Here is a 15,098-nt window from a genome sequence, read left to right as displayed (position 1 = left end):
GGCAACCCGATTACGGCAGCAGCGCGGTGACGTCGGCGTAGCTCGGCGGGCTCAGCGGCAGCTCACGGCCGTCCCGCACCGCCGACGCCGTCGCGGCGGCCGCCGCGAGCGCCATCCGGTACGGCAGCGAGCCCAGGCTGACCCGCGCGACGCCCAGCTCCGCCAGCCCGGCCACCGTCACCTTCCCGGGCAGGAACAACAGGTTGAGCGGCAGGCCCACCCCGACGATCCGCTCGACGTCGGCCGGGTCGGCCAGGCCGGGCACGAAGACGCCGTCCGCGCCCGCCGCCGCGTAGGCACGCACCCGCGTCTCCGCTTCGGCCACCGAGCGGTCGCCCGCCCAGTGCGTGTCCGTCCGGGCGTTGACGAACAGCTCCGGCACGCGCTCCTTCACCGCGGTGACCAGCGCGCACTGGACGTCCACCGGGGCGAGGGAGCCGTCGGCGCGGCCGTCCTCGAGGTTGACACCCACCGTGCCCGCTGCCGCCAGCTCTTCGGCCAGGTCGGCGACGGTGGCGGGGTCCGCGCTGAAGCCGTCGGCGATGTCGACGCTGACGAGCGCGTCCAGCCGGGTCAGGCGAGTGGCCAGCGCGACCGTGGTGTCCCGCGTCGACGGCGCGCCGTCGGGCTCCCCGGCCGCCGCGGACACGCCGAGGCTCGTCGTGCCGAGGGCCCGGAAGCCCTGGGCGGCGAGGAAGGCGCCGACGCCGAACTCCCACGCGTTCGGCAGCAGCAGCGGGGACCCGGGGACGTGCAGGGCACGGAATTCGTCCATGTCCCGAACCTAGGCTCGTGACGCTTCGGCAGCTGCCGAAGCGAACGGCGTCAGCAGCCCGGGCACGGCCGCCCCTGCGAACGCCAGGCCTTCGTCCGCGCCGGCGTCGCGGATCGAGTAGGCGCCGGACCCCGCCGCGGTGGTCGCGGTGAACGTCGCCAGCCCGCGGCGGCGCTGGAACACCGACTGCTTCACCGTCCAGCCGATCACCCCGTCCCGCTCCAGCACGACCGTGCCGCGCCGGAGCGTGCCGCGGCGGCTCACCAGGTGACGTGTGGTCGTGCCGTGCCCGAGGCTGCGGTAGGCGTCCAGGGCGAGGGCCACGGCCACCGGCAGCACGACCACGGCGAGCGCCCCGCCGAGCACCAGCAGGACGTCCGTCAGCAGCACCCCGAGCAGCAGGAGGACGAGCACCGGCGCGGCCGCGGCGAGCAGGGCCCACCGCAGCCGGCGGCCGCGGGCGGCGAGCGGGTGCGGCACCAGCAGGACGTCGTCGAGCACGGACTCGCCCAGCACCTTCGCCGCGACGTCGTGCGCCACCGCCCGCGGGGCCGCGGGCAGGAGCGTCTTGCTGTCGGTCTTGTCGTCGTCACGCTTCATGCCGGTGGCGACGGCGTCCACGCGCGCAGCTCCCGCGAGCCGCGCGCCCAGCGGCTCGACAACCTCGACACCACGCAGGCGCTGCTCTTCGAGCGTGATCGACCGGGTCGTGAGCAGGCCGCGGCGGACGTGCAGGGTGCCGCCGGGCTCGCGCTCCAGCCGGTAGTGCCACCACATCTCGGCGAACAGCCCGGCCGCGCCCACCACGCCGGCGGCGACCGCGAGCGCCAGCAGGAACAGGATGCTCACGGCCAGGGGCAGCTCTCCGAACAAGTCCAGCAGCCAGTCCAGCAGACCGCCGCCGGCGCCGAACCAGTCGGCGACCTTGAACAGCGCGCCGAACGCGGACAGCCCGAGCGCCGGCGCCACGAACGACACCGGCGCGTACCGGATCCAGCGCGGGTCGAGCGTCGCGAGCGGACCGTCGGCCGGCTCCTCGGCGACCCGGTGGAGCAGCTCGGTGCGCAGTGCTTCGGCGTCGGCCAGCGCCAGCGGCGCGAGCGTGATGCGGCCTTGCCCGGACGACTCCTGCCGGCCGGTCCCGACGCTCAGCACCGCGACACCGAGCGCGCGGTGCAGCGGGTTGGCCGTCAGGTCGACGTTGCGGATCCGTTCGCGCGGCAGGGACTTGCGCGTGTGGACGACGAACGTGAACTCGGCTTCGAGACGTTCGGCCGTGCACCGGAACCGCGTGCGGCGCAGGCGGACGAGGTCCGCCAGCACACCGCCGCCGACGAGCAGGACGGCCCCCGCGCCCAGCCAGCCGAGGGCCGGGAGCCCGGCGCCGATGACGATCGGCACCCCGGCCGAGACGGACACCCCGGCGAGCAGGAGCGCGGTGACACCGAGGGAGCGCCGGTCCAGGCGGCGCCACTCGCTCACGTCGCGTCCCCGGGCGTGGCGTCGGTGCGTTCGGTCAGCCGCTCGGCGACGTCGGCCGCGACCTGGGCGTCGAGCCCGCGCAGCCGCACCGCGCCGCGGGCGGACGCCGTCGTCACGGTGACCGTGGCGAGCCCGAAGCGCTGCTGCAGCGGCCCGCGCAGCGTGTCGACGGTCTGGACGCGGGAAAGCGGCGCCACGCGCCACTCCTGCCACAGGAACCCCGAGCGCACGTAGACGGCGGTGTCGGTGACCTCCCAGCGGTGCAGGCCGAACCACCACAGCGGCAGCACGGCGCACCAGGCCACGCCGATCAGCGCGACCACCGCGGCCGGCGCCAGCAGCCAGACCGCGGCCGGCGGGATCAGCAGGCCGAGCAGCACGAGCACGAGGACCGCCGGCCCGAAGACGAGCGCCCATTGCCAGCGCCACCAGGTGATCGCGCGCCGATCGAGCGTGGTGCGCGGCGGCCTGAGTTCTACCGTTCCGGTCGGCACCGGACACCCCCCGAGGTTGGTTACAATGCGATCGCATCGTAACGGTGGACCCCCGGTCTTCGCAATGCGGTCGCATTACAACGGGAGCGAACGTGCCGAAACAGGTGGACCACGACCAGCGCCGCGTCCAGATCGCCGAGGCGCTGCAACGGCTGACCACGCGCTCCGGGCTGGAGGGCGTCAGCCTGCGGCACGTCGCCGCCGAAGCGGGCATGTCCATGGGGTCGGTGCAGCACTACTTCAAGACCAAGGACGACATGCTGCTGTTCGCCCTGGAGCACCGGCACCGCCTGCGCACCGAGCGGATCACGGCGAAGGTGCTGGCCGAGGGCCCGCCGACACCGCGGTCGATCCTGCGCACGTGCCTGGTCGAGATCCTGCCGCGCACCCCGGAAAGCGAAGGCGACTACCTGATCGGCGTTGCGTACTTCATCCGCGCGGTCGCCGACCCGGCGATGGCGAAGGTGTTCGGCGAAGGCATGCCGGAGCTGCTCGCATTCTTCGCCGACCAGGTCCGGCAGGCACAGGAAGCTGGCGACGTCCCCGCATCGGCCGACCCGGCGACCGAGGCATCGGTGCTGTGGGCGATCGCAGACTCCCAGAGCTCGGAAATCCTGATGGGCCACCGGACCCCGGTCGAGGCGGTGTCCACTGTGGACTACTACCTCGACCGCCTCTTCACGAGCTGACCCCCGATGGACGACACCCACCGTGTCGTCCATCGGGATACGCGTGTCGTCCGGCTGGGTACGCGTGTCGTCCGGTGCGGTCAGCCGCCACCGCCACCGGAGTTCGCCGCGATCGATGCCGAACGGGCGGCGTTCAGTTCGCGGATCACCTTCCGCAACGCCGGCACCGCGGCGCCTGCCTGCTCTTCCAGCTGCGCGATCCGGGCCTTGTACTGCCGCCGGTCGCGGCGCGGGAGCACCGAGCGCAGCTCGACCGCCGCGGCCAGCGACGTCAGGGCCGCGATGTCCGGGGCGACCTCTGCGTCACTCCGCAGCGCGGACGCCACCTGGTCGTGGAGCTCGGCCGCCGCCGTCCGGTCGCGGACCACCGGGCGGCGGCGCGGGAACAGCCCCAGCAAACGGGACGTCTCCAGCGTGATCACGCCCGCCGCGTCGAGCTGGGCTTCCAGGGACTGGAGCGTCCCGCGGGCGCCGCGGCGGACGCGGGCGCGCCACTTGCGGTGCGGGTCCGCGCTCAACTCCCCCAAGAGGTCGTCGAGCACCAGGTGGCCGGTGCCGCCGGGGCCGGTGATCACCGGGCGCCCGTCGTCGTCGGCGACCAGGCCGCGCAGCACCAGGTCGGTCAGGCCCGCCGCGCGGACCAGCAGCGCCACCCGCTCCCGGTCCGGCAGGCGGTCACGCCCGGTGTCGCAGGCCAGCAGGTAGGCCCGGGCGGGCAGGGACAACGTGCTCATCTCGCTCCTCTCATTGCCGCTTCAGCGCGGGCCAGATTTCCCGCCACGGCACCGTCCGGCCGTCGTACTCCCACAGCAGCCCCTCGGCAAGCTGGGTCTCGTGCGCGAAGTACGGCCGCAGCAGCCCCGGGTCGAACCCGGCGAACAGCACCGCGTCGGCCGACTCCGGCGGCGGGCCGAAGTACCAGTACGCCCGGTGTCCACTGTAGACGCGCTGGATGCCGTACGGCGCACCGTAGAACTCGGTCACCGCCGCGAACGGGTAGATCTCGGCGTACACCGCGGTCCGCGCCCGCACGTCGGGCGGCAGCGCCGCGTAGGTCTGCCCGATCGCCTTCGCCAGCTCCTGCTGCGGCAGCTCGCCCTGCGCGAACGTGCTGCCGAGCGAAAACGGCCCGAAGGTCGTCCGCGCCGAAGCCGGCCACACCGGCAGCGCGACGAGCGTGACCACCGCCGAGAGCACGAACGCCGGCCACGCCACGACCTTCCACCAGCGCACCAGGTTGCGCCGGGTCAGCTCGGTGGCGGCCGCCGCGAAGGGAACGGCGTAACAGCCCATCAGGTAGTAGCTGCGGCCGTGCGTCAGCACCACCGCCAGCGCCACGACGACCAGGGCGGCGCCGAGGTACCGGTACGGCCGCAGCTCCGCCGACCGCAGCAGCCGCCAGACGCCGTAGAGCAGCGCCAGCACGCCGACGCCGATCCCGGCGCCGAGCAGCCCGTCGCGCACCCACGTGCCGTAACCCGGGAACTCCGCGGCGACGACTTCACTCATGTGGGTGTACGGCCAGCCGTTCGCCGCCTGCCAGATCAGCGTCGGCACCGTGCCGGCCACGGCGATCGCCGCGCCCAGCCAGAGCTTCGGGCGCCGCAGCAGCTCGCGCGGCCCGAACACCAGCGCGGCGAGCAGCACCGCCGCCCACAGCGCCGGGATCAGGAACTTCGTCTCCAGCGACACCGCCGTCACGACCCCGGCCCAGACGAGCAGGCCGTCGCGGCGGGTGCGGGTCCAGCGGACGAGCAGCCAGCCCACGACCGTCCACAGGAACGGGTCCAGCACGTAGGTCCCGATCCAGTGGCTGACGATGATGATGCTGGACGTCGCGTAGCACGCCGCGGCCATCGCCTGGGCGCCGCGGCCGCCGCCGAACTCGCGGGCGATCAGCGCCGTGACGACGACGCCGGCGGCCGCGGCGAGCGTCATCGGCAGCCGCAGCGCGACCAGCGAGTCCGGCGCGATCCAGTCCATCAGCGCCGCCAGCGCGGGGATGAGCGGTGGCTGGTCGAAATACCCCCAGTTCAGGTGATCTCGACCGGCCACCAGGAAGTAGAGCTCGTCGAACCCGCCGGCGTAGCGCCCGCTGGTCAGCAGCAGCGCCAGCCCGGCCAGGCCGGCGATGACGAGCACCGGACCGCGGGCGAAGGCCACGCTCGTCGTCTGTCGCGTTCGGACAGTCACCACGGTTGCCTCCCTTGCTGTGGTGTCCCCACTCCACCGGATCGGGGCCCCGGGGCGTAACCGGGCAAGGAAGGTCGTCGCGGCGACAAAAGTTGCGCCCCCGCGCGCCGGCCGCAACTTTGGTTGCGCATCCGGGGCGGCGGCCCGCGCGAGCGGTTACCGTGACCGCGTGACCAGCACCCGGAGGCCGATGTGGCCGAGCCGCGCGGACGGCTTCTGGCTGTTCTTCGCGGCGTTCGCGTTCGCGGGGCTGAACGTCCTGCTCTACGCGCTGGGCGAGGTCACGACCGGACCGCTCGGCCCGGCGGCCGGGCTGGTGCTGCAGGTGACCTGCGACCTCTCGCTGGTGCTGCTGTTCCGGTTCCCGCTGCAGGTCGCCTGGTTCCTCGTCGGGGCGGCGGTCGCGATGCTGGCGTCCGACCTGTTCGCGCCCGGCCTGCTCGTGGCGGTGCACCCGCTCGCCCTGACGACGGTGCCGACCATCACCCCGGTCGTGCTGTCGCAGCTGGCGCGCGTGCTGGACCGGCGGACCGTGCTCTGGCTCGCCGGGATCTTCACGGTGATCGCCGCGCGGCCGTGGGTGCCGAGCTGGAGCACGACGCCGTTCGCGGTGCTCAGCACGACGCTGCCGGCGCTGCTCTCGCTGTACTTCGAGGCGCGGCGCCAGCTGCTGCAGTCGTTGCGCGACCGGGCCGAACGCGCCGAGCGCGAACAGCACCTGCTCGCCGAGCAGGCCCGCGCGGAGGAACGGCGGCGGCTGGCGGGCGAGATGCACGACGTCGTCACGCACCGGCTCAGCTTGATGGTGCTGCACGCCGGCGCGCTCGGCGTGACTTCGCGCGAAGCGCCGGTGCGGACCGCGGCCGAGGACATCCGGCGCGAAGGCGCGCTGGCCTTGGACGAGCTGCGCGACCTGGTCGGCGTCCTGCGCAACGGCGCCGAAGTCGGGGCGCGGACGCTCAGCCCGGAGGAGCCGGGCGACCCGGCGCGGCTGGTCGAGGAGTCCCGGTCGGTCGGGGTGGCCACGGAGCTCGCGGTGGACGGCGACCCGGCGCAGGTGTCGCCGACCGTCGCGCGCACCGCGTACCGGCTGGTGCAGGAGGCGCTGACGAACGTGCGCAAGCACGCGCCGGGCGCGTCGGCGACGGTCTCGCTGCGCTACCACCGGGACGGCCTGGACGTCTCGGTGGCCAACACGGCGGCGGCGCACCCGCCCGACCCGGCGCTGGCGGGCAGCGGTTCCGGGTCCGGCCTGGCGGGGCTGCGCCAGCGCGTCGAACTGGTCGGCGGGCGGTTCGACGCGGGCCCGGCACCCGGCGGCGGGTTCCGGGTCGGTGCGATACTGCCCGCCTACGTTCCGACGGCGGAAGGCACGCACAGTGATCCCGGTGCTCGTGGTCGATGACGAGCCGATGGTCTGCGCGCACCTGCGCACGATCCTGGGTTCGGCGGGCGACATCGAGGTGGTGGCCCAGGCGGCCGACGGCGCCGAAGCCGTCGAAGCCGTGGTCCGCCACCGGCCGCGCGTGGTCCTGATGGACCTGCGCATGCCGGGTGTCGACGGCCTGACGGCGATCGCCCGGATCGTGGCCCTCCCGGACCCGCCGGCGGTGGTCGCGTTGACGACGTTCGACGCGGACACGTACGTGATCCGGGCGCTGCGCGCGGGCGCGGCGGGGTTCCTGGTGAAGTCGACCCCGCCCGAGGACCTGATCGGCCTGGTCCGCGTGGCGGCGGACGGGCACACGGTGCTGTCACCCTCGGCCGCGCGCCGGCTGGTGGCACTGTCTTCGGACGGGCGCGAGCGATCTGACGACGCGCGCCGGAAGACGGCGGGGCTCACCGAGCGGGAGCGGGACGTCTTGGCGTGCCTGGGCGAGGGACTGTCCAATGCGGACATCGCGGCTCGGTTGCACCTGGCGGAGGCGACGGTGAAGAGTTATGTGTCGCGGATGCTGGTGAAGCTGGACTGTGCGAATCGGACGCAGGCCGGGTTGCTGGCGCATGAAGCTGGTTTGGTCGCCCGCTGATCACGGCCACAGCAACGGAACCGCGTGCCACACCGCCCAGCCGATGAGGGCGAGCCACGCGGCGATCCACACGAATCCGGGGATTCCGGTCCGCTCGGCGAGCGAGGCGGCGTCGTCGGCGTGCTCGCCGGACACGCCGCGCCACCGGTTGGCGACGAGCGCCCCCAGACCGCCGAGCTCACTGGTCAGCAGCAGCCAGGCTTCGGCGTACGCGATGCCGTTCTTCAGCCAGCCCGGCGCCCAGCGCAAGGCGCAGAATGCGACCGCGCCGACCACAACGACCGCGCCGGCGCTGAGCACGTCACGGGTGAACAGCAGGATGAACAGCATCGCGACGGTGGTCAGGGCGAGCACCGCGGGGACGAGGCCACGATGCAGCAGCGCCGCCGCCCCGAGGCCGGCCAGCGGCGGCATCGCGTACCCGGACGCGGTGGCCAGCACGCCCGCGAAGGGCGACGGCTGCCAGTGCCAGGTGAGGCCGGACTCCGCGCCGGTGATTTCGATGCGGAAGACACCGCCCCCGGTCAGGATGCTCACCAGGGCGTGGCCGCCTTCGTGGAAGAGCGTGCCGAGGACGTTCGCCCGGTTCAGCACGAACTGGCCGCCGTTGGTCAGCAAGGCGAACGAAGTGGCCGACACCGCGGCCGCGAGCAGCGCGGTGGCGCCGACGAGCAGCCACCCCGGCGCGGGCAGGGTCTCGTTGAGCACGGCGAACGCGGACGCCATGGATTCCCTCCCGGAGCCGTGGAGCCGTTCTCCACAGTGTCACCGGAGCGGGATTCCGGGCGGAACCTCGGAAACGAACTGTCCAGGAGCTGTCCACCGTCAGGCGGAAGCGGGCGTGTGCTCCGCGTCGTAGGCTTCCCGGGACTCCTGGACCGCCGTCATGTGCCGGCGGGCCCACTGGTCCAGCATCTCCAGCGGCTCCGAAAGGTTGCGCCCCAGGGAGGTCAGCTCGTACTCCACCTTCGGCGGGATCACCGCGTACGCCGTGCGCGTCAGGATCCCGTCGCGGACCAAGCTCCGGAGCGTCTGGGTGAGGACCTTCTGGGAGATCCCGTCCACCCGGCGCGCGATCTCGGTGAACCGCAGCGGGCCGTCCTTGAGCGCGCCGACGATCAGGACCGTCCACTGGTCGCCGATGCGGTCGAGCAGCTGGCGGGTCGGGCAGTTGCGGTCGTACGGGTCCGGCCCCACGGCGCGCCTCCTCACTCTCCCGGAGAGAGTAACACGCGATTCAGGCGGTGGCGGCCATCAACGTCGTGAAGAGGATCCGCAGGTGACGGCGGCCGCGCTCCCAGCGTGCGTCCAGCTCGTCCTGGTCGCGCGTCGCCCAGCTGGCGATGAGGATGCCGCGGACCACGTCCATCGCCGTGTACACCGCGTGCAGGAATTCGTGGTGCCCCGCGTGCTCGGGCAGCAGCGCCTTGCCGAACTCCACAAGACTGGACGTCGCGATCGGCTCGACCAGCGCCATCTGCCGGCGCAGCTCGGCGTCGGTGCGCGAGGCGACCCACAGCTCGACCGTCGCCGAGAACACCGGCCCCTGGTGCATCTCCCACATCAGCTGCAGCGCGTCACCGATCGGGTCGCTGGACGCGCGGAGCCGGTCGAGCTCGGCCATCGCGACCTCGGTGCGCTTCGCCGCCAGGTGCCGGATCGCCGACGTCACCAGGTCGGCCTTCGTCGGGAAGTGGTGCACCTGCGCGCCGCGGGTGACGCCGGCGCGGTCGGCGACGCGGGTTGTCGTCGTGCCCGCGTAGCCGTACTCGACCAGGCAGTCGATCGTCGCGTCGAGCAGCCGGACGCGCATCGCCGCGCTGCGCTCCTCCTGGGTGCGGCCGGTCGTTCCCCGTCGTGGCGCTGACATGCGCCTACTTTATGGGGCGACGCGCGCCTCGGTCGCGGCGACCAGCCCGGCGACCACCCGCTTGATGAACACCCCCAGCACCCGCCGGTAGAACCAGCCGGTGCCGGGGATCTTCGCGGTGAACGTCGAGTGCCAGTGGATTTCGGTGCCGCCGTCCTGCGGCGAGAGGTCGACGTAGGCCACGTACCCGCGCAGCGGCAGGCCGTGCTCCAGCGCGTAGCCGAACCGGCGGCCGGGCTCCAGCGCGACGATCTTCTCGTACGAGCGGGTGCGCCCGGTGCGGAACAGCCGGATCGCGCCGAGGCCTTCCGGCTCGCCCTCCCCCTCGCTGACCAGCTCGAACGACCCCAAGGGAGACCAGTCGGGCCAGCTTGCCCCGGCACGAAGCAGGGCGTACACGGTGTCGGCCGGCGCGGACGTCCGGCCGCGTACGGAGATGCGTTGTACCATTTGGTACGTGTACCATTTGGTACATGATCGAATCAAGCCCGCGCCGGAAGCTCCTCGACGCGGCGATCGACCACATCGCCCACCACGGCGGCGCGGGCCGGAGCCTGCGGGCGCTGGCGGCCGATCTCGGCACCAGCCACCGCATGCTCATCTACCACTTCGGCTCGAAGGAAGGCCTGCTCACGGCGGTCGCGCGGGAGGTCGAGGCGCGGCAGCGAGCGGCCCTGACCGGGCTCGACCCCACGGAGTTCTGGCGACAGCTCACCGACGAAAGCCTGCGCGCCAACGAAAAGCTCTTCTTCCAGCTCTACGGCCAGGCCCTCGGCGGCACCCCTGGCACCACCGAGCTCCTCGACGGTGTCATCAAGGACTGGCTCGGCCCGATCGAAGCGCTGCTCGCGCAGTACGGCGTCCCGGCGGCCGACCGGCCCGCATACGCGCGGCTCGGCCTCGCCGTCGCGCGCGGACTGCTGCTGGACCTGGTCACGACCGGCGACCGCGAGGCCGTCGACGCCGCGATGGAGCGTTTCCTCGCGATGTACCAGACGTGATACTGGCGCCATGCGTCTGTCACTGGGGTTGCTGGCCGCACTGATCACGACGGCGGGACTCACGCCCGCCGCGTCCGCGGCACCACCGGAAAGTCATCCGAGTTACGCCTACGACCAGGCGATCCGCGAAACGGCCTGGGTCGAAACCGGCACCGACCACGACCGCGACGGCAAGATCGACCGGGTCGCGGCCGACGTCATCCGGCCCCGCGCCACCGTGCGCGTGCCGGTGATCCTCGACGTCAGCCCGTACTACGCGTGCTGCGGCCGCGGCAACGAGTCGCAGAAGAAGACGTACGCGCCGGACGGCACCCCGCAGCAGTTCCCGCTGTTCCTCGACAACTACTTCGTGCCACGCGGATACGCGGTGGTGCTCGCCGACGTCGGCGGCACGAACCGCTCGTCCGGCTGCTTCGACGACGTCGGCTCCGGCAACGCGGTGGTGAACTGGCTCAACGGCCGCGCGAAGGCCTTCGACGCGCCCGACGGCGGCCGGCCGGTGCGGGCGGGCTGGGCCACCGGGGACGTCGGCGCGATCGGCAAGTCCCAGGACGGCGCCACCGCGATCGGCATGGCGGCGTCCGGGATCGCCGGGCTGAAGACGATCGTGCCGATCGAAGGCGTCGCCGACAACTACTCGCAGCTCATCGCCAACGGCGCTCCCCTGGCCACGCCGGAGCACACCGGCTCGGCCTTCACCTACAACGAGCGCGCGGCCGAGCTGTGCAAGCCGTTCGAAGCGGACATCAAGGCGCGCGCGGGCACGAACGGCGACTACAACGCCTACTGGCGGAGCGTGAACCACGTCCCGCGGGCCGGGCAGGTGCGCGCGAGCGTGCTCGCCGCGCAGGGCTTCGGGGACTGGGTAGTGCCGCCGGACCAGTTCGCCGCCTGGTGGGACGCGCTCGGCCGCGCCGGCGTCCCGCGCCAGGCGTGGCTGAGCCAGGCCGGCCACACCGATCCGTTCGACCTGCAGCGCGCGCAGTGGGTGGAGACGCTGCACCGCTGGTTCGACCGCTGGCTGCTGGGCCTGCCCAACGGCGTCGAGCACGAACCCGCCGTGCACCTCGAAACCGCGCCGGACCGGTGGACCGACCTCCGGAGCTGGCCGCCCGCGACGACGTCGGCGACGCTGCACCCGTCGAGCGACGGCACACTCGGGCGGCGCGGATCCGGCACGGCGACCGTCGTCGACGACCCGGCGATCGGCCGCGAGCAGTGGGCGGCCGGTTCGTCGGCCGCGGTGTTCAAGGGCGCTCCGCTGACCGCGCCGGTGCGGATCGCCGGGTCGCCGTCGGTGACGATCACCGCGTCGGCCGACAAGACCGCGGCCAGGCTCGGTGTTGCGCTCGTCGACTACGGTTCCGCCGACGAGCGGAACACCGCGAACTACGGCAGCGGGGTCAAGAACCTGGCCACGCGGTCGTGCTGGGGTGCGAGTTCGGCCGGGGATTCCGCCTGCTTCCTCGACACGACCGCCGACCTGGTGTCGGTCGGCCACCGGATCGTCGCCGCGGGCTGGGCGGACCTCGGGCACCACGCGTCGCTCCGGCACGGCGAGCCACTGGTCCCGGGCCGGGTGTACTCGATGACGTTCACCCTGACCGCGCTCGACCACGTCGTCCCGGCGGGGCACCGGCTCGGCCTGCTGCTCGGCGGCACCGACGGGCAGCTGTTCGACCCGGCGCTGCCGGTGCTGGGCGACACGCTGACCTTCGACCTCGCACGGACGTCCGTCACCTTCGGCCTTACAAAGCCCGAACACTAGGCGGACGCGCTCCGAACACCGCCCGGCGAAAGTACTTCCCGTACCCACGAACGGATACGAGGGAGTCACCATGCGAGGAACCACCTGGACCCGGCGGCTGGCGCTGGCGGGCAGCGGGAGTGCCGCCTGCCTGCTGGCGCTGGCGCCGCTGGCCTCGGCCCAGACCACGTCGCCGGCGCCGGTCGCGCCGATCACGCTCAGCCCGGAGGAGTCGCAGCAGGTCTGCGGCGACTGGGTGCCGAAGCTGCAGAAGCGTGCCGACAACCTGGAGAAGCGGATCAACGGCGGCCCCGAGGTCGCCGGCTCGGTCGCCAACCTCAAGGCCCGGGCGCAGGACCAGCGGACCGCGGGGCACAACGACCGCGCCACCAAGCTCGACGAGCGCGCCACCAAGCGGCAGGGCAAGGTCGGCGAGCTGACCACCGCGAAGCAGAAGCTCGACGCCTTCGCGAGCGCCCACTGCAAGCCCGCGGCCCCGGCGCCGACCAAGTGAGGGGCGCGAGGATCGCGGCGGCGGTCGGGGCCGCCGCGCTGATCGCGCTCGGCTGCTCGGCCTGCCGCGACAACCTGATGGGGTCACCGGACTCCGGTTCGTCCCCGGCGTCGTCCGAGCTGAGCGGGATCGAGTCGACGCTGAACGGCGTCGAATCCGACATGAACAGCGATGGCTCGCCCTGACCGGCTAGCGTCTCCCCGTCAGTGACGGCGGAGACGGGAGCAGGCATGGGGTCACCGGGGCGCGGCCTCGTCCTCGTGGTCGAGGACGAGGCCGCGATCGCCGAGCTGGCCGCGCTGTACCTCAAGCGCGACGGTTTCGGGGTGCACGTCGAGGCGGACGGCGGCCGGGCGCTGGACGCCGTCCGGCGGCTCAAGCCGGTGGCGATCGTGCTCGACATCGGACTGTCCGGAATGGACGGCATCGAGATCTGCAAGGCGCTGCGCGCGGCCGGCGACTGGACGCCGGTGCTGTTCGTCACCGCCCGCGACGACGAGCTGGACCGCCTGCTGGGCCTGGAGATCGGCGCGGACGACTACCTGACCAAGCCGTTCAGCCCGCGTGAGCTGGCCGCGCGGGTCCGGACGGTGCTGCGGCGTGCGTCCGGCGCGGCGCCGGCCCCCTCGGCGTTGACCGTCGGTGGCGCGCGCGTCGACCTCACGAGCCGCCGGGCCTGGGCGGGCGAGACGGAGATTTCCCTGACCTCCACCGAGTTCGACCTGCTCACGCACCTGCTCCGGCACCCGGGGCAGGTGCTTTCGCGTGACCAGCTGCTCAGTGCGGTGTGGGGGTACGCCGCGGCGGCGGGCACGCGCACGGTCGACGTCCACGTGGCGCAGCTGCGGGCGAAGCTCGGCGCGTCGAGTCCGATCAGGACGGTGCGCGGCATCGGCTACGCGGCGGACCCGGCATGAGGTACCGCGGCACCCTGGCCGGGCGGATCACGCTGGTCTGTCTCGCCGTGGCGGGCGTTGCGGTGATCGTCGCCGGGCTCGTCGCGGCCCGGCTGATCCGGACGACGGCGGACAACGTGCTGCAGTCGTCGCTTGCCGCGCAGGCCGACGTCGTCGCGTCGCAGCTCGACGAGACCGGCATCGGGAACCGGCTGGGCATCGGCAAGGCGGCCGACGTCGTGCGCGGGCAGGGGATTTCGGTGGTGGTCCGCCGCGCGGGCGGGCAGCCGGCCGGGGACACCGTCGCCGTGCAGGCTTCGGGGAAGCTCGGGCTCGGCGCGGACCACTCCGGGCGCGTCACGGTCGCGGGCTCGCAGTACCTGGTCGAGACGCGGGTGGTCGGCACCCGCGGGGCGGCGTTCGCGCTGGTCCTGCCCGCGCGGAACGCCGAAGCGACACAACGGGCGCTGGTGCGCAACATCGCGCTGGCGCTGGGCATCGGGCTGCTGGTGGCGGCGTTGGCGGGCTTCTTCTCGGGACGGCTGCTGGGCCGTCCCCTGCGCCGGGCCGCTCTTGCCGCGGGATCGCTGCGAGCCGGACGACGGGACGTCCGGGTGCCGGTGGAGGGGCCACGCGAGGTCGCGGAGGTGGCCGGGTCGCTGAACTCGCTGGCCGACGCGTTGGCGGTGAGCGAGGCGCGGCAGCGGGAGTTCCTGCTGTCGGTGTCGCACGAGCTGCGGACACCGCTGACCGCCGTGACCGGGTTCGCCGAGGCGATCGCGGACGGCGTCGCGTCGGGAGACGACGCCGTCCGGGCCGGACAGACCATCCAGCGGGAGGCTCTGCGGCTGGAACGGCTGGTCACGGACCTGCTGGAGCTGGCCCGGCTGGGCGCCGACGAGTTCCGGCTCGACGTCACTCCGGTGGATCTGGGTGCGCTGCTGCGGGACTGCGCCGAGGTCTGGCAGCTGCGGTGCGCGCGGGAGGACGTCCGGCTTTCGGTTTCGGCGCCGCCTTCCCCGGTCCCGGTCCTGGCGGACCCGCGCCGGCTGCGTCAGGTGGTGGACGGGCTGGCGGAGAACGCGCTGCGCGTCACGCCGGCGGGCGCGCCGATGGTGTTCTCGCTTTCGGTGTCCGCTTCGGCTGCTTCGTTGTCGGTCCGCGACGGCGGCCCGGGACTCGCGCCGGAGGACTACCCGGTGGCGTTCGAGCGCGGGGTGCTGAACGCGCGGTACCGCGACCGGCGGCCGGTCGGGTCGGGCATCGGGCTGGCCCTGGTCCACGGCCTGGTCACCCGCATGGGCGGGGACCTGACGGCCGGCCCGGCCCCGGAAGGCGGCGCGGCGTTCACGATCACCTTCCCGCTGGCCGCGTCGGATCACACGATTCCCCTTCCGCTCGGCTGAC

Annotated in this window: 18 protein-coding genes; 9 read left to right on the top strand and 9 right to left on the bottom strand. The window is 73.3% G+C overall.

Annotated features, from left to right (window positions below):
• Positions 1-10: 10 nt before the first annotated feature.
• Genes ACIA5G_RS26040 through ACIA5G_RS26030 form a run of 3 tightly spaced genes read right to left on the bottom strand, consistent with a single transcriptional unit; the run spans position 11 to position 2,751 of the window.
• On the bottom strand, positions 11-775 hold the full coding sequence (locus ACIA5G_RS26040) for an isocitrate lyase/phosphoenolpyruvate mutase family protein (protein ID WP_395927550.1): 765 nt from the start codon (positions 773-775) through the stop codon (positions 11-13).
• Between the two features lie 9 nt (positions 776-784).
• A complete protein-coding gene (locus ACIA5G_RS26035; protein ID WP_395927548.1) occupies positions 785-2,257 on the bottom strand; it encodes a PH domain-containing protein in 1,473 nt (490 codons plus the stop codon).
• Positions 2,254-2,751 (bottom strand): PH domain-containing protein, encoded by a 498-nt coding sequence (locus tag ACIA5G_RS26030; RefSeq protein ID WP_395927546.1) that lies wholly within the window; start codon positions 2,749-2,751, stop codon positions 2,254-2,256. The genes ACIA5G_RS26035 and ACIA5G_RS26030 overlap by 4 nt, the downstream gene beginning before the upstream one ends.
• 92 nt (positions 2,752-2,843) lie before the next feature.
• Here ACIA5G_RS26030 and ACIA5G_RS26025 point away from each other — a divergent pair, with 92 nt between their 5' ends.
• Positions 2,844-3,440, top strand: coding sequence for a TetR/AcrR family transcriptional regulator (locus ACIA5G_RS26025; protein WP_395927544.1), 597 nt, complete (start codon positions 2,844-2,846; stop codon positions 3,438-3,440).
• Positions 3,441-3,520: 80 nt separating this feature from the next.
• Here the strand turns inward: ACIA5G_RS26025 and ACIA5G_RS26020 are convergent, their stop codons facing one another.
• Together ACIA5G_RS26020 and ACIA5G_RS26015 are read right to left on the bottom strand one after the other, a co-directional pair.
• Positions 3,521-4,174 (bottom strand): GPP34 family phosphoprotein, encoded by a 654-nt coding sequence (locus ACIA5G_RS26020; RefSeq protein WP_395927542.1) that lies wholly within the window; start codon positions 4,172-4,174, stop codon positions 3,521-3,523.
• A 10-nt stretch (positions 4,175-4,184) separates the two neighbouring features.
• Positions 4,185-5,636 carry an ArnT family glycosyltransferase gene (locus tag ACIA5G_RS26015; protein WP_395927540.1) on the bottom strand — a complete coding sequence of 484 codons (1,452 nt, stop codon included), beginning with the start codon at positions 5,634-5,636 and terminating at the stop codon, positions 4,185-4,187.
• A 166-nt stretch (positions 5,637-5,802) separates the two neighbouring features.
• Here ACIA5G_RS26015 and ACIA5G_RS26010 point away from each other — a divergent pair, with 166 nt between their 5' ends.
• Together ACIA5G_RS26010 and ACIA5G_RS26005 are read left to right on the top strand one after the other, a co-directional pair.
• Positions 5,803-7,038, top strand: coding sequence for a sensor histidine kinase (locus ACIA5G_RS26010; RefSeq protein ID WP_395927538.1), 1,236 nt, complete (start codon positions 5,803-5,805; stop codon positions 7,036-7,038).
• Entirely contained in the window at positions 7,013-7,663 is a 651-nt protein-coding gene (locus ACIA5G_RS26005) for a response regulator (RefSeq protein WP_395927536.1), read from the top strand. The genes ACIA5G_RS26010 and ACIA5G_RS26005 overlap by 26 nt, the downstream gene beginning before the upstream one ends.
• Here the strand turns inward: ACIA5G_RS26005 and ACIA5G_RS26000 are convergent, their stop codons facing one another.
• The 4 genes from ACIA5G_RS26000 to ACIA5G_RS25985 all read right to left on the bottom strand — a co-directional run bounded on the left by ACIA5G_RS26000 (position 7,664) and on the right by ACIA5G_RS25985 (position 9,983).
• On the bottom strand, positions 7,664-8,389 hold the full coding sequence (locus ACIA5G_RS26000) for a M50 family metallopeptidase (RefSeq protein WP_395927534.1): 726 nt from the start codon (positions 8,387-8,389) through the stop codon (positions 7,664-7,666).
• Between the two features lie 99 nt (positions 8,390-8,488).
• On the bottom strand, positions 8,489-8,860 hold the full coding sequence (locus tag ACIA5G_RS25995; RefSeq protein WP_395927532.1) for a winged helix-turn-helix transcriptional regulator: 372 nt from the start codon (positions 8,858-8,860) through the stop codon (positions 8,489-8,491).
• A 40-nt stretch (positions 8,861-8,900) separates the two neighbouring features.
• The gene (locus tag ACIA5G_RS25990) at positions 8,901-9,476 is read right to left on the bottom strand and encodes a TetR/AcrR family transcriptional regulator (RefSeq protein WP_395928012.1); all 576 of its coding nucleotides are present in this window, start codon (positions 9,474-9,476) and stop codon (positions 8,901-8,903) included.
• Between the two features lie 66 nt (positions 9,477-9,542).
• Entirely contained in the window at positions 9,543-9,983 is a 441-nt protein-coding gene (locus ACIA5G_RS25985; protein ID WP_395927530.1) for an SRPBCC family protein, read from the bottom strand.
• A 23-nt stretch (positions 9,984-10,006) separates the two neighbouring features.
• On the opposite strand from ACIA5G_RS25985, the gene ACIA5G_RS25980 reads away from it, so the two are divergent.
• From ACIA5G_RS25980 to ACIA5G_RS25955, 6 genes are all read left to right on the top strand, one after another.
• On the top strand, positions 10,007-10,534 hold the full coding sequence (locus ACIA5G_RS25980) for a TetR/AcrR family transcriptional regulator (RefSeq protein WP_395927528.1): 528 nt from the start codon (positions 10,007-10,009) through the stop codon (positions 10,532-10,534).
• Between the two features lie 10 nt (positions 10,535-10,544).
• Complete coding sequence (locus tag ACIA5G_RS25975) at positions 10,545-12,302, top strand: CocE/NonD family hydrolase (RefSeq protein ID WP_395927526.1); 1,758 nt, start codon at positions 10,545-10,547, stop codon at positions 12,300-12,302.
• 70 nt (positions 12,303-12,372) lie between these two features.
• A complete protein-coding gene (locus tag ACIA5G_RS25970) occupies positions 12,373-12,795 on the top strand; it encodes a hypothetical protein (RefSeq protein ID WP_395927524.1) in 423 nt (140 codons plus the stop codon).
• Positions 12,792-12,980 carry a hypothetical protein gene (locus tag ACIA5G_RS25965; RefSeq protein WP_395927522.1) on the top strand — a complete coding sequence of 63 codons (189 nt, stop codon included), beginning with the start codon at positions 12,792-12,794 and terminating at the stop codon, positions 12,978-12,980. Before ACIA5G_RS25970 ends, ACIA5G_RS25965 begins: the two co-directional genes overlap by 4 nt.
• A 45-nt stretch (positions 12,981-13,025) precedes the next feature.
• Positions 13,026-13,712: a response regulator gene (locus ACIA5G_RS25960; protein WP_395927520.1), complete on the top strand. Its 687-nt coding sequence runs from the start codon at positions 13,026-13,028 to the stop codon at positions 13,710-13,712.
• Positions 13,709-15,097, top strand: coding sequence for a sensor histidine kinase (locus ACIA5G_RS25955; RefSeq protein ID WP_395927518.1), 1,389 nt, complete (start codon positions 13,709-13,711; stop codon positions 15,095-15,097). Before ACIA5G_RS25960 ends, ACIA5G_RS25955 begins: the two co-directional genes overlap by 4 nt.
• Position 15,098: the final 1 nt, after the last annotated feature.

It is taken from the genome of Amycolatopsis sp. NPDC051758, from assembly GCF_044453095.1.
Lineage (GTDB): Bacteria > Actinomycetota > Actinomycetes > Mycobacteriales > Pseudonocardiaceae > Amycolatopsis.
Note: the sequence above shows the minus strand (reverse complement) of the source record. Positions and strands in the feature narration are given on the sequence as shown.